Origin of the sequence: Hyunsoonleella ulvae (assembly GCF_016827605.1) — a bacterium.
Lineage (GTDB): Bacteria > Bacteroidota > Bacteroidia > Flavobacteriales > Flavobacteriaceae > Jejuia > Jejuia ulvae.
In genome coordinates this window covers 19,273-33,203 of sequence record NZ_JAEPJQ010000006.1, presented here as the reverse complement: position 1 = coordinate 33,203, position 13,931 = coordinate 19,273, and the positions used below count along the sequence as shown (strand labels likewise).

Sequence of the window (13,931 nt, the reverse complement as noted above, 5' to 3'; positions counted from 1 at the left end):
TAATCATTAGATAATACTAGAGTTTGTTATTTGTAGCGTAATAAATGTTGCATTTTTAGTAATCCTAACTCCCTTTGAAAACAAAACGTAAAGTTGAAGTTGCGGTAATCTCCGATGTGCATTTAGGCACCTATGGCTGTCATGCCAAACAACTACTTACTTATTTAAATAGTATAAATCCTAAGAAATTAATACTTAACGGAGACATCATTGATATTTGGCAATTTAGTAAACGCTATTTTCCTAAATCGCATCTAAAAGTGATTAAAAAAATCATGGATTTTTCTGCTGAGGGTGTTGAAGTCTATTACATTACAGGTAATCATGATGAAATGCTGCGCAAGTTTAGTAACACCACTATTGGTAATATTTCCATTGTTGATAAATTGGTTTTAGATTTAGATGGCAAAAAGGGATGGTTTTTTCATGGTGATGTATTTGATATTTCTATACAGAATGCCAAATTACTCGCAAAACTAGGAGGTTACGGATATGATGTGTTGATACTATTAAACCGACTAACAAATTGGGTTTTACTAAAACTAGGCAAGGAACGGTACTCTCTTTCTAAAAAAATAAAAAACAGCGTAAAAGGGGCGGTGAAATTTATTAATAATTACGAAAATGTAATTACAGATTTAGCTATTGATAATGGTTATGATTATGTAGTTTGTGGCCATATCCACCAACCCAAAATGGAAATTCGTGAAAACAAACATGGAAAAACCATGTACTTAAACTCTGGAGATTGGGTAGAAAATTTCACAGCGTTAGAGTACCAATTTAAACGTTGGAAAATCTATAACTACAACAATGATAAACTCTCTCCTTTCTTTGCTGATGAAGATGTAAAAGAGATGGAAATTAAAGATTTAATTGCTGCCATTACTATTGTAGATAAGAAAGCCACCTAGCCCTAAGAGGAACTCTTACGCTTATGAGCCGACATTGACTAAACACACAGCCCTACGCATTAAATACTAAATATTTTTTCTGAATACTGCCAGTGCCTACTGAGCACCGAACACTGCTCATTTCAAAAGCGCCTCTCTTAAAATAGTTACAGGATGTTTTGCCTCCCTACCCGTGCCATCCTTAATTTGATGTCTACAACTTGTACCATTAGCTGAAATAATTATATGCTCTGATGCTTTTCTTACTGCAGGAAACAAAGTTTGCTCCCCAATTTGCATGCTAACACTAAAATGCTCTTTTTCGTACCCAAAGCTGCCTGCCATACCACAACATCCACTTGGAATTATGGTAACTTTATAATTCTTGGGTAAATTCAATATTGAAAAACTAGATAATTGATTGCCCATTGCCTTTTGATGACAATGCCCATGGAATTTGATGTCTTTACTTTCTAATGTGAATTGATCTGATGTTATATTTCCTAAATCAATTTCTTGTTGAATAAATTCTTCCACCAAATAGGTATGTTGGGCTACCCTTTTAGCGGTAGTCTTATCTTCTACTAATTTTAAATATTCATCCTTGAAAGTTAAAATAGCTGAAGGCTCTATACCAATAAGAGGTGTCTCTTCTGAAATTTTACTTTCAAAATAAGACACATTCTTTTTTGAAATAGCCTTTGCTTCTTCTAAAAAGCCTTTGGAAATGTAGGATCTTGCGGATTCTAAATGATGGACTGGGATAACTTTATAGTTTAAAGCTTCCAATAACATCATACAATCCAGAGCTATTTCAGATTCTAAATAATTGATAAATTCATCTATATAGAGGTATACTGTTTTTATTGGATTATTTACTTTATTAGTCACTCTTCCAGCATTTCTGAAACTAAAAGATCTAGACACTTTTGGCAAGCTCCTGTCTTTGTGAATTCCTAGGGCTTGTTTAATTAATTTTGACGTTAAAGCATTTTGAGTTAAAAAATTATTAATCCCAGAACCTTTGGACAGCCACTTATTTAACGATGTAGATCTAGCAAAAACCTTGTCTTTAAATTTAAACCTATTCTCTTTCTGATATTGATATTGAAACTCAGCCTTTAAACTCGCAACATCAACACTACTTGGGCATTCACTAGCACATGCTTTACAACTTAAACATAAATCAAAAACCTCTTTTAACTCTTTATGATTAAATTTATTTGCTTTTTCAGAATTCGTCAAAAACTCACGTAATGCATTGGCTCTAGCTCTTGTGGTGTCTTTTTCATCTTTAGTTGCTCTATAACTTGGACACATGGTACCTCCAAATTCTGGCAATTTTCTACAGTCTCCAGAACCATTACACTTTTCAGCTTCACGTAGAATACCCTGAGATTCAGAAAAATCTAGAAATGTCTCTATTTTTGGCTCTTTTCTATCAGGGCTGTAGCGTAAAGATGTATCCATAGAATAAGCATCTACTATTTTTCCAGGATTGAAAATAGCATCAGGGTCAAACGTATCTTTAATGCGCTTTAAAAGCTGATAATTTTGCTCTCCAATTAAAAAAGGAATGAATTCAGCACGCACAATCCCGTCACCATGTTCTCCACTAAACGATCCACCATATCTCTTTACCAAATGTGCTACATCTGTAGTTATTTTTCTAAATAATGAGACGCCTTCATTTGTCTTTAAATTTAAAACAGGGCGCAGATGCAATTCCCCAGCTCCGGCATGCGCATAATAAATAGCTTTTTGGTTATATCCCTTCATTAAACTGGTAAACTCAGAAATGTAGTTTTCTAGATCTGATAACGTAACAGCTGTATCTTCAATACATGCCGCCGATTTTTCGTCTCCAATAATATTTCCTAATAGCCCTAACCCTGCACTTCTTAAGTTATTGGCTTTATTAATATCATCCCCTATTAATATGGGGTTTGCATAACTTAAACCAGAGGTCTCCAATGTTTTAACCAGTTCTTGAGATTGTTTTTTGGCTTCATTCAAATCATCCGATTTTACTTCACACATCAAAATCGCTTCTGGATCACCTACTAAAATCTTTCTATTCTCTTGTTGGGTTTTATTGCGTTTTGTACAATCTAAAATGGTTTTATCCATCATTTCACAGGTGTACAATTTATGTTGCATTACTGGAACGACAGCCTCTAAACATTCTGAAATTGTCTTAAAATGGGCAGCCACCATAATACTGTGTTCAGGAGGTAAATCATCGAGCTGTAATGTAATCTCTATTGTTATGGCTAATGTACCTTCACTTCCAGAGAGCAACTTACACATATTGAATGTTTTTTCTTCCCCTGCAAAAACTTCAGATTTTAATAATTCATCTACGGCATAACCTGTATTTCGCCTATGGATTTCTGGTTTTGGAAATTCTTTCTGTATTTCTTTTTGTACCGATTCCTGTTTTAGCTCCTCATATAAAGTATGATAAATCCTTCCTTCTAACGACTTTAGTTTTGTTTTTTCGATAAAGTCTTCAGAAGATATTTCCTCGAAAGTTACTTCACTACCATCACTTAAAATGGTTTTTAACCGTGTAACTTTATCCCTAGTAACGCCATATTGTATGGATGTAGTTCCAGAAGAATTATTACCAACCATCCCCCCAATCATACAACGATTAGAGGTTGAAGTATTAGGCCCAAAAAACAAACCATAAGGTTTTAAATAATTGTTTAGCTTATCCCTGACTACTCCAGGTTGTACAGTTACGGTTTTGTGGGCTTCATCAACTTTAATAATCTTAGTAAAATATTTGGATACATCAACCACTATGCCCTTACCCACACATTGTCCTGCTAAAGATGTTCCCGCTGTTCTAGGAATTAATGATGTATTATGTGCTTTAGCAAATCTAACCAATTGCATAATATCGTTTTCATCCTTGGGAAAAGCCACCGCTAAAGGTAACATACGATATACCGATGCATCCGTGGCGTAGAGTGCTTTTATTAAATCATCAAAAAGTAATTCTCCAGATAGTTTTGATTCTAAGGATTTTAATTGATGTTGCATCGATTATATTGAGAATATTAAGAAAACGATAAATATAAATACAATTTTGGTGTTATTTTTGTAAAGTTAACCAGAAAAATACACATGATCTATTTTAACATTTAGGTCGTATATTTATTAATAAATAAAAACTAAAAACTTATGAAAAAATTATTCGTATTAGTAGTTGCCTTATTAGGATTTACGTTCACATCAAATGCACAAGAGATAGCTGATAATGCTATCGGGCTACGTTTGGGGGATAGTAATGGTTTGGGAGCCGAAATATCTTATCAACGTGCCCTAGGGCAAGCAAACAGACTTGAAGTAGACTTAGGTTGGAGAAATAGTAATGACTATAATGCTTTTCAACTTACTGGTTTGTATCAATGGGTTTGGTTGCTAGACGGTAACTTTAACTGGTATGCTGGTGCTGGTGGAGGATTGGCTGCTTTTGATGGAAAAAACAGATTAATGGGAGTTGACGAAACGGCTATTTTTGTTGCGGGCGACATAGGTATAGAATATAATTTTGATATACCGTTGTTGTTATCACTAGATTTTAGACCTACACTAGGTTTTGGCGATTTTACAGATGATTTAGATTTTGATATCGCTTTAGGTATCCGCTACCAATTCTAATCTTACCACCCTCTAATATTAAAAAAAGCACCTTTTGGTGCTTTTTTTAATTACAAATAGTTTTACTACTCAATAAGTTTTATCTTAACGATCTCTTAATTCACAACACAATCTATGGTATCATTACGATTCACTATTCCCATACTCATTCTATTGCTGTCTTTTAGTTGCAAACAAGATCAACAAAAAAATCCCGAAAAGCCTACTAAACTAAAAGCCTTGATCATTGATGGGGAAAATAGTCATGGAATTTGGCCCAAAAGTACATTTATGATTAAGAGCTACCTTGAAGAAACTGGGCTTTTTGATGTGGACATCAAACGGAAAAAATACCTTTGGATAGGACCGCATCACAACGAGGTAAAAGAAACAGATAACATTCAAGAGTTGATAAACATATACCCTTTTGAAGATGGTATAGAAAGAACTGTTTTAGACTCCACTAGATTCGATGCTGATTTTAACCCAAATTTTGATGAATATGATGTTGTAATTAACAATTTGGGATGGAAATCTTCCGAATGGCCAGATAAAACTAAGCAAAACTTTGAAAACTATATGACCAATGGTGGCGGTTTAGTGGTAATTCATAGTGCAAATAATGCCTGGGGACAATGGGAGGAGTATAATAAAATGATAGGCCTTGGTGGCTGGGGTGGTAGAACTATAGAATCCGGACCCTACGTGTATTATGATAATGAAAACAAATGCATTACTGACACATCTAAAGGCCCTTGTGCATCGCACGGCCCCCAGCATAATTACATTATTAAAACCAGAGCTCCAGAGCACCCCATAATGAAAGGCTTACCATTGGAATGGCTACATAATAAAGACGAACTTTACGAACGTTTAAGAGGTCCCGCAGAAAACATGACAATCCTTGCTACAGCATATTCAGACTCTAAATACAGTAAAAAAATGACCAACAGGCACGAACCGCTACTCATGGCAATAAATTATGGAAAAGGCAGAACATTCCATACTGCATTGGGTCACATGGACTACTCTATGGAATGTGTTGGTTTTATAACTACATTACAGCGTGGAACAGAATGGGCAGCAACCGGAAAAGTAACCCAACCTATTCCTGAAGATTTCCCAAGTGTCAAAGCAACACGCATCAGAACATGGCATCATGAATAAAACATTGTTATTCCGAAAATTACCCAACATCAAAAAAAATTGAAATTTTAAATTGAAACAAAAAAATATTTTTTCACTTCAATTGATAATAAATACTTCCCCATATAGACATTTTTACATCATTTAATTTCATTTAACATTTTAAATTATAATCTAAAGTGTTTAATACTTAACTTTAGCTCGACTAATTCATTGAATGTAAATATTATTAATTCCAAAAATTTGTAATGAAGACTAAATCTTTATATCAATTAAAAGCAATCGCTATGCTTTTAATTTTCTCTTCGATCATTTCCCTCAACACTAATGCTCAAAACAAACGAAAAGACAAAAAAAATAAAAACAAAACTGAAGTTGTAGCTCCAGCAAAAAAACCATCCAAAAAAAAGACTATATCTGCATTAACCAAATCCAGTAAAAAACTAGAGGGACTTTTTACTTTATACCAAGATACTATTACGGGTGCGCTTCAAATGCTAATTTCTGAAAAGGATTTAGGAAAAGAATACGTTCATTTTGCACAAATAGCAGATGGTGTTCTAGAGGCAGGCAGATTTAGAGGCGCTTACAATCCAACTCAAATCATAAAAATTGACAAATATTTTAATAAAATTGAATTTATTAAACAAAACACATCTTTCTATTTTGACCCAAACAGTCCTTTATCAAAAGCTAAAGATGCTAATATTTCTAATGCTAATATTGCTAGTATAAAAATTGAAGCTTACGATAAGAAAAAAGGGGTATATCTTATTAAAGCAAGTGACTTATTTTTAAAAGAAACATTCGGGCAGATAAAACGACCTAGATTTCCAGGCAGCTCCCCAATGTCTTTTTCGCTTGGTAATTTAGATAAAAACAAAACTAAAATAAATTCCCTCAAGAATTACCCAGACAATATTAATATTACAGCAGAGTATGTATATTCAAAATCTTCTGTTTTAAATGGTGGATCTACTGCTGTAACAGATGGCAGAAACGTTAGCATAAAAGTAAACCATAGCTTAATAGCTATGCCTGACAATGACTACGAAATAAGATTTGACGATCCTAGAGTAGGCTATTTTACAAGACAGGTTGATGATCAAACTAGTACGAGTACAACACCTTATAGAGATTTAATACACCGATGGCACTTAAAGAAAAAAAATCCTGATGAAGAGTTATCAGAGCCTGTAGAGCCTATTACATGGTGGATTGAAAATACAACGCCTCACGAGTGGAGAGAAACTATTAAAGATGGTGTATTACAATGGAATAAGGCGTTTGAAAAAGCTGGTTTTAAAAATGCCTTAGTAGTAAAAGTACAACCTGATGATGCAGAATGGGATGCTGGGGATATTAGGTATAATGTGTTACGATGGACATCATCTCCTCGTCCGCCATTTGGTGGCTATGGCCCCAGTTTTGTTAACCCAAGAACTGGACAAATAATGGGTGCAGATATTATGTTGGAATATGTTCATTTTACCAATAGGGTACTTTACGATAAAATCTACAACACTGCTAGTTTGGAAGAATATCACAAGGATTTTCAATACTGTAGTCTTGGGCATGAAATGCACAAAGAACTTATGTTTGCTAATGCCGTGGTTGCTGCAACAGGTGCTTCTGACTTAGAGATGGAGCGCATCAAAAAAGAATCAATGTTAGCATTAATTATGCATGAAGTTGGTCATACTCTAGGTTTAAACCATAATATGAAAGCGAGCCAGCTTTTCTCAAGAGCGCAGTTAAATGATGCTAGTTTTATAGAAGGCAAATGTTTAACAGCTTCAGTTATGGATTATGCTGCTCTAAACATTACAAAGGATAGAAGTAAGCAAGGGCAATACGATGATGTAGCTGTGGGACCTTACGATGTATGGGCAATTCAACTTGGATATACACCATTTAAATCAGAAAGTGAAAGACAAGCATTATTGAATGAATCTACAAAACCTGAGCATATTTTTGGAAATGATGCAGATGACATGCGTAGTCCAGGAAAAGCTATAGACCCAAGAGTAAATGTGTCAGACCAGTCTAATGAACAAATAGATTGGGCTATAGACAGAATACAACTGTCTGACCAACTTTTAAAAGATGCTAAAACTAATTTTTCTAAAGAAGGTAACTTTTACGAAGAATTAAAACGTGTATACTATATTTTATCTGGTCAGCAAGGTAGTGCTGCTAATACTATCTCTAGGTTTATTGGTGGGGTTTATGTAGATAGAGCCATGGCAGGACAAGATAGAGCTACCCAACCTTACACTCCTGTGAGTCTTGAAGATCAACAAAAAGCCATGAATGCATTAAGTAAATATGTATTTGCTCCCAATGCGTTTGATGCCCCTAACGATTTATATAATTATTTAGCAAGCCAACGTAGAGGATTTAATTTTAGATTACCAGAAGATCCCAAAATTCATAGTCGAGTGCTAGGAATGCAAAAACGAGTTTTAAGTCATTTACTCCATTACAACACTTTACAAAGAATTACTGATTCTGAATTATATGGTAATACTTATAAATTAGCATCAATGATGACCGACTTAAACAATGCGATTTTTAAAGCTGATATTTATGGCAGTGTAAATACCTTTAGGCAAAATTTACAGCTGGAATATACTAGTATGCTGCTTAATATGTTAACAGGAAAAATAAGTTCACAATATACCCATAATGCAAAATCTATGGCACTCTACAACTTAAAGCGCATTAAAACCATGGCTGCCCCATCAGGAAACATAGCTTCTAGAGCACATAAAGAGCACTTGAGAACCCTTATAGACAATGGATTAAAAGAATTGAAATAGAAAAAAAACTTCAAATTAAAAAAGCTACTTCATACGAAGTAGCTTTTTTAGTTGTGTGGCTAATGTTTCTTTTTAGTGACAAGGAACTGTTTACTTTATGTTTCATGAACCATCAATATATCGTAATCAAAACTTATGCCAAGTTTTAATTATTTCTATGAATATTCTGGTATTCTACCTTTGACACCTTTGTAAAACCCTCTTATAAGTTTTAGATCTTTTTCCATATCATTACCTGTATAAAATGGCTTTGAAAACGTATTCCTCTTATGTTTAAAATCTAACGTAAACATAATAATAGGCACATTTGCTTCTTTTGCTATGTGATAAAATCCTGTACGCCATTTATCTACTTTTTGGCGGGTACCTTCAGGAGCTAGAGCCAATCTAAACACTTCTTTTTCTCTAAAAAATTCTGCAATTACCTTAACTTTATTTTGGTGTTTTTGGCGATTCACAGGCTGTCCTCCCAAAGCCTTGAAGAGATACCCAAAAGGGAAAACAAACAGTTCTTTCTTTCCAAGAAAATTAACTTTTACCCCTATTATAGTACGCACCAAGATACCAATTAAAAAATCGTACCAGCTAGTGTGGGGTGCTGCTATAATTACTACTTTTTTTAAATCGTTTTGAAGAATTTTGTAATGCCCATCAATTTGCCAGCCCATTAACTTATAATAGATAAATTTAGCTAGCCATTGTCTCATATTACATTTTTAAATAGAGTTCTTTAAGCTTCTTGGGAGTAACCGTTTTTTTCCATTTTTTCCCTACAGCATTCTCCCAAAGTGGCTCCAAACTTAAAGCTATGTTTATCATAGTATCTAAATCTTTATCACTTAAGTCCTTACAAATGCCTGTTGGTAATGTAATATTGTTGGCATCTATCATGCTTCTAAACAGCTTTACATCTTCTGGGTAAAACTCCTCTAAATGATTAAATACTATACAGTTACCTACTCCATGTTTGGTACCTAATAAGTATGAAAGACCATAACTCATCGCATGTGCTACACCTACTTGAGAGTAGGCTATACTCATTCCTCCATGCCATGAAGCCATCATTAACTTATCTTGAGCCTCCTTTTTTGATAAGCTCCCATCCAAGTAAATTTCTTTACATATTTGGTAGGCCATATCGCCATAAGTCTTACTAAATGCATTTAAATATGTTCCATTTAACGACTCTACACTATGAATAAAACAATCCATACCCGTGTAAAACCATTGTTGTTTTGGCACACCATTAGCGAGTTCAGGATCTAAAAGCACTTGATCAAAAGGTGTAAAATCTGAATTTATTCCCAACTTTCGTTTTGGACCTGTTAAAACTGTAGTTCTTGAAACCTCGGCACCTGTACCAGAGATTGTTGGAATACCTACGTGATACACAGCTTTATTTTTAACCAAATCCCATCCTTGATAATCTTCTGAGCTACCTTCATTGTTTAACATGATAGCTACGGCTTTTGCCAAATCTAAAATAGAGCCGCCTCCAATACCGATGATACCTGAAGGGTTTTCCTTTGAAGTTAAAATAATATCCTCTACAAGGGCATCAACTTGAGAGGTTTTAGGTTCTTCCTTTGTTGAAACATAAATAATTTTATCGTCGTAGGAAATAGGAATTCTGGATGTTATATTGATTTCTGTACGAAAAACATCATCCACCAAATATATAAATGGGGCTTTATTGTTTAAGCGATTTGGAGCTAACAATTCACTTAATTGATCGAAACTACCTCTACCAAAAATTACTCTTGGTACCATTGGAAAGTTTTTATAACTCATCTAGTGTATTTTCTTTTACAGTATGTAAAAATAGTATTATTTTACTTTTAGTTAATTAATTTGACTGAAACTTTATGGTACTATCCTTAAAAGTTCCCTAAGAGTCTGTATGGTCTTATATTGTTTGCCATTGGTTTCTTTTTCAGTAACCATTTCATGAGCCCATGTGGTATGAAATGGGACGTGAATAGCCTTTGCCTTAATATTAATTAAAGGCAAAATATCAGATTTTAAAGAATTACCTATCATTAAAAATTCAAACGGATTAACATCTAAATGATTTAAAAGTTTGCTGTAATTGGCTTCTTTCTTATCACTCAACACTTCAATATGATGGAAATAAGATGTGAGTCCTGACTTTTCCAATTTCCGTTCTTGATCTAGTAAATCTCCTTTGGTTGCTAGAATTAATCTGTACTTTTTCGATAATTTTTCTAAAACTTCCTCAACACCGTCCAGTAAAACTACTGGCTCATTCAACATATTTTTACCAATATTTAAAATGCTTTCAATCTTTCTATTTGAAATGGTGTAATTAGATAATTCTAATGCACATTCTACCATAGACAAGGTAAAAGCCTTAACCCCATAACCATAGAGGGGCAGATTACCTATTTCTTTTTTAAACAATTCTTGATCTATCTTATTAGGCGTCTCATACTCTGATAATAACTTAGCAAATTCTTCCTCTGCTTTACGGAAATACGTTTCGTTTACCCATAACGTATCATCAGCATCAAAGCCTATTACCTTTATGCCACTGTAATCTATTTCCATAGTTTTTTTGCTCGTGCTAAATCTTCAGGCGTATCAATCTCCACACCTTCAACTGTAGTTTCTACCATTTTAATACGTTTACCGTACTCTAAATACCTTAATTGCTCTAGTTTTTCGGAAGCCTCAAGTGTTAACATAGGTAATCTGTAAAAATCCAAGAGTGCTTGCTTTCTAAATGCATATACTCCTTTGTGCTTATAATATTTTACATTTATACCTTCATCCCTAGGGTAAGGAATGGGGCTTCGCGAAAAGTACAATGCAAAATTAAAATTGTCTAAAACGACCTTAACCGTATTAGGATTGTTTATCTCATCTTTATCTGTGATATGCACCATTAGTGAAGCCAAATCTACTTCATTGTTTGTGTCCTCTTTAAAAACACCTATCAATTTACGTAATGATTCAGTATCTGTAAATGGTTCATCTCCTTGTACGTTTACTACAACATCAATATCCAAATCTTTAACTGCTTCTGCAATTCTATCACTACCACACTCATGCTCTTTTTTGCTCATCATTACCTTTCCGCCATGACTTTCTATTTCATTATAAATAATAGTGCTATCGGTCACTACAATCACATCATCAAATAACTTAGTTGCTACTGTAGCCTCGTAAGTTCTAAGAATAACTGTTTTACCATTTAAATCTTGCATGAGTTTCCCTGGAAAGCGGGAAGCACTGTAACGTGCAGGAATCATCGAAATTATTTTCATTGACTAACTATGGATTTGAAATCAAAAATACCAAATATTTATGCAACAGTACTCTTCTTCTTTGTGATTCGTTTATAAATTTTAAAAATGATAAACAGAATAACTACAACGACAACAACAGCAATAATTGGTGCAAATACTGAAAGTGCAGACATAACTATTGAAGTACCTGTTTCTACAGTAGATACTACTGGATTAGCCACACCACCTGTTGAAGCTGTTGAAGCTAATCTTGTAGCTCCTGAGGATCCAGCAACTGCCGCAGCAGTACCGCCACCTGCTATTATTGCCAAAGCCCAAGTAGTTACAGGACTTAAATCTGCCACAGTGGAAAGCATTACCGCAGTGCCCGCTATAGCTGCTAATGGTACTGCAATACTGTCTAGCAAATTATCAATATAAGGAATAAAATACGCTAATATCTCAACTATAGTTGCAACGCCTAAGGTAATTAAAGCTGGCAAACTCCCCACCCATTCCCAAGATGTATTAAGTGACCAAACATCGAAATACGCTGCCAAACTTAACGCAAAAAGTGGTACAAAAACACGGAAACCTACCGAGGCAGACAACCCTATACCCAAACAAATACTAATGATGGTTTCTGGTGTCATGTTAAATAGAATCTTAAATTACGTTTCAAAAAAATCGTCTTTAAAACCGATAAGGTACAATTTTTCTTTGGCTCTTGTTACTGCTGTATAAAGCCACCTTATATAATCAACATCTATACCATTTGGCAAATACGGCTGTTCTACAAATACCGTATGCCACTGCCCACCTTGTGATTTATGGCATGTAACTGCATACGAAAACTTAACCTGCAACGCATTAAAATGCCTATTATTCTTCACTTTTAGGAATTTTTTATAATTACTGGTTTCACTCTCAAAATCTTTCATCACTTCTTGGTATAACCTATTGGAGTCTTCATAGGACAGTGATGGTGTTTCAGCATGTATGGTATCCAATAACAACACCGTTTCAAAAGGTCGCATTCTAGGGTAATCTACCATGCGCACTTTTACTTCTGCAAAGCGAAACCCATATAATTCTATAATCTTAAAAATTTCAAGCACCTCAATAATATCGCCGTTGGCAATAAATCCAGCTTCTGTTGTTGGCTTAATCCAAAAGTAATTGTTCTTAACTACCATTAGATAATCGCCTGCCGTTAACTCATTTTCGTTAAATAAAATCCGGCTTCTAATTTGTTGATTGTATGTGTTAGCACGTTTATTACTTCTAACGATAATTGCGGTCTCCTCATTTCCCAATGAACTATATGCATCGTTAATCGCATCCATAATCTCGTAACCATCAATCAATCTTACTATATCCTTAAACCCATCTAGATTAAACTTAAAAGCATCAAAAAACTCGTTAAGTAAAGTTTCTCTAAGTAGTGTGGCATTTGCCAAAATACCAGAATCTTGTTCTTGACGCACTACTTCGTCCAACTCCATTACCGTAACCTCTTTATTGTAGTTTAAGGCTAATTTATTTTCATCCAGAGCAGGACTAATATCCAGCTTTACTGGTGGCAGTTGCGCTGTATCTCCAATTAGTAATAATTTACACCTAAATCCAGAATACACATATTGCACCAAATCATCTAAAAGCGAACCGTTTTCAAACAACTTAGAATCTCCTGGTGTATCGGGAATCATAGAAGCTTCATCTACAATAAAAACAGTGTTCTTATGCTTGTTAGGTTGCAAAACAAACTTTACCCCTCCTCCCGAATTCTTCTTAGGAAAATAAATTTTCTTGTGAATCGTAAATGCTTCTTTTTTAGAGTAGTTAGCTATTACCTTTGCAGCACGCCCTGTTGGCGCCAATAATACCGCACTCATTTTTGCCTTCCATAAATTATTAACTATAGTGCTAACTATGGTTGTTTTTCCGGTACCTGCATACCCTTTTAGCAAATATGCTGAATTAACAGATTTACTAAATATAAACTGGGAGAGCTGTTGTATTACAATGTCTTGTTTTAAGGTAGGTTGAAATGGAAAATGGTGCTTTACAAGCCCATAAAATTCAGCTGAAGTCATTGTAAAAATGAATCGTTTTATAAATTAATCAAATATAAAAATGATTTTTATTAAGATAGTTTTAACCATTAAAAA

The 13,931-nt window shown here is 34.3% G+C and carries 11 protein-coding genes; 4 read left to right on the top strand and 7 right to left on the bottom strand.

Features of this window, described 5'->3' with window-relative positions:
- Positions 1-74: 74 nt before the first annotated feature.
- The gene (locus JS605_RS14345) at positions 75-914 is read left to right on the top strand and encodes a UDP-2,3-diacylglucosamine diphosphatase (RefSeq protein WP_203258418.1); all 840 of its coding nucleotides are present in this window, start codon (positions 75-77) and stop codon (positions 912-914) included.
- 117 nt (positions 915-1,031) lie between these two features.
- Here JS605_RS14345 and JS605_RS14340 read toward each other — a convergent pair whose 3' ends face one another.
- Positions 1,032-3,944 carry an FAD-binding and (Fe-S)-binding domain-containing protein gene (locus JS605_RS14340; RefSeq protein ID WP_203258417.1) on the bottom strand — a complete coding sequence of 971 codons (2,913 nt, stop codon included), beginning with the start codon at positions 3,942-3,944 and terminating at the stop codon, positions 1,032-1,034.
- Between the two features lie 141 nt (positions 3,945-4,085).
- Here JS605_RS14340 and JS605_RS14335 point away from each other — a divergent pair, with 141 nt between their 5' ends.
- From JS605_RS14335 to JS605_RS14325, 3 genes are all read left to right on the top strand, one after another.
- On the top strand, positions 4,086-4,565 hold the full coding sequence (locus JS605_RS14335; RefSeq protein WP_203258416.1) for a hypothetical protein: 480 nt from the start codon (positions 4,086-4,088) through the stop codon (positions 4,563-4,565).
- A gap of 270 nt (positions 4,566-4,835) precedes the next feature.
- Positions 4,836-5,711 (top strand): ThuA domain-containing protein, encoded by an 876-nt coding sequence (locus JS605_RS14330; RefSeq protein WP_239000363.1) that lies wholly within the window; start codon positions 4,836-4,838, stop codon positions 5,709-5,711.
- 227 nt (positions 5,712-5,938) lie between these two features.
- Complete coding sequence (locus JS605_RS14325; protein WP_203258414.1) at positions 5,939-8,512, top strand: zinc-dependent metalloprotease; 2,574 nt, start codon at positions 5,939-5,941, stop codon at positions 8,510-8,512.
- Positions 8,513-8,667: 155 nt separating this feature from the next.
- Here the strand turns inward: JS605_RS14325 and JS605_RS14320 are convergent, their stop codons facing one another.
- The 6 genes from JS605_RS14320 to JS605_RS14295 form a co-directional block, all read right to left on the bottom strand.
- Positions 8,668-9,219, bottom strand: coding sequence for a 1-acyl-sn-glycerol-3-phosphate acyltransferase (locus JS605_RS14320; RefSeq protein ID WP_203258413.1), 552 nt, complete (start codon positions 9,217-9,219; stop codon positions 8,668-8,670).
- A gap of 1 nt (position 9,220) precedes the next feature.
- Complete coding sequence (locus JS605_RS14315) at positions 9,221-10,282, bottom strand: iron-containing alcohol dehydrogenase family protein (protein WP_239000362.1); 1,062 nt, start codon at positions 10,280-10,282, stop codon at positions 9,221-9,223.
- A gap of 93 nt (positions 10,283-10,375) precedes the next feature.
- Positions 10,376-11,080 (bottom strand): HAD family hydrolase, encoded by a 705-nt coding sequence (locus JS605_RS14310; protein WP_203258411.1) that lies wholly within the window; start codon positions 11,078-11,080, stop codon positions 10,376-10,378.
- Positions 11,071-11,799 carry a 3-deoxy-manno-octulosonate cytidylyltransferase gene (gene kdsB / locus JS605_RS14305; RefSeq protein ID WP_239000361.1) on the bottom strand — a complete coding sequence of 243 codons (729 nt, stop codon included), beginning with the start codon at positions 11,797-11,799 and terminating at the stop codon, positions 11,071-11,073. The genes JS605_RS14310 and kdsB overlap by 10 nt, the downstream gene beginning before the upstream one ends.
- Positions 11,800-11,837: 38 nt before the next feature.
- Positions 11,838-12,413, bottom strand: a complete 576-nt coding sequence (locus tag JS605_RS14300; protein WP_203258410.1) for a DUF4126 domain-containing protein — start codon at positions 12,411-12,413, stop codon at positions 11,838-11,840.
- Positions 12,414-12,431: 18 nt separating this feature from the next.
- Complete coding sequence (locus JS605_RS14295) at positions 12,432-13,856, bottom strand: ATP-dependent DNA helicase (protein WP_203258409.1); 1,425 nt, start codon at positions 13,854-13,856, stop codon at positions 12,432-12,434.
- Positions 13,857-13,931: the final 75 nt, after the last annotated feature.

Coding starts and splice junctions, on each gene's coding strand:
- JS605_RS14310 (WP_203258411.1), bottom strand. CDS start 11,080: ATGGAAATAGATTACAGTGGCATAAAGGTAATAGGCTTTGATGCTGAT.
- JS605_RS14320 (WP_203258413.1), bottom strand. CDS start 9,219: ATGAGACAATGGCTAGCTAAATTTATCTATTATAAGTTAATGGGCTGG.
- JS605_RS14335 (WP_203258416.1), top strand. CDS start 4,086: ATGAAAAAATTATTCGTATTAGTAGTTGCCTTATTAGGATTTACGTTC.
- JS605_RS14295 (WP_203258409.1), bottom strand. CDS start 13,856: ATGACTTCAGCTGAATTTTATGGGCTTGTAAAGCACCATTTTCCATTT.
- JS605_RS14325 (WP_203258414.1), top strand. CDS start 5,939: ATGAAGACTAAATCTTTATATCAATTAAAAGCAATCGCTATGCTTTTA.
- JS605_RS14340 (WP_203258417.1), bottom strand. CDS start 3,944: ATGCAACATCAATTAAAATCCTTAGAATCAAAACTATCTGGAGAATTA.
- JS605_RS14330 (WP_239000363.1), top strand. CDS start 4,836: ATGATTAAGAGCTACCTTGAAGAAACTGGGCTTTTTGATGTGGACATC.
- JS605_RS14315 (WP_239000362.1), bottom strand. CDS start 10,282: ATGGTACCAAGAGTAATTTTTGGTAGAGGTAGTTTCGATCAATTAAGT.
- JS605_RS14300 (WP_203258410.1), bottom strand. CDS start 12,413: ATGACACCAGAAACCATCATTAGTATTTGTTTGGGTATAGGGTTGTCT.
- kdsB (WP_239000361.1), bottom strand. CDS start 11,799: ATGAAAATAATTTCGATGATTCCTGCACGTTACAGTGCTTCCCGCTTT.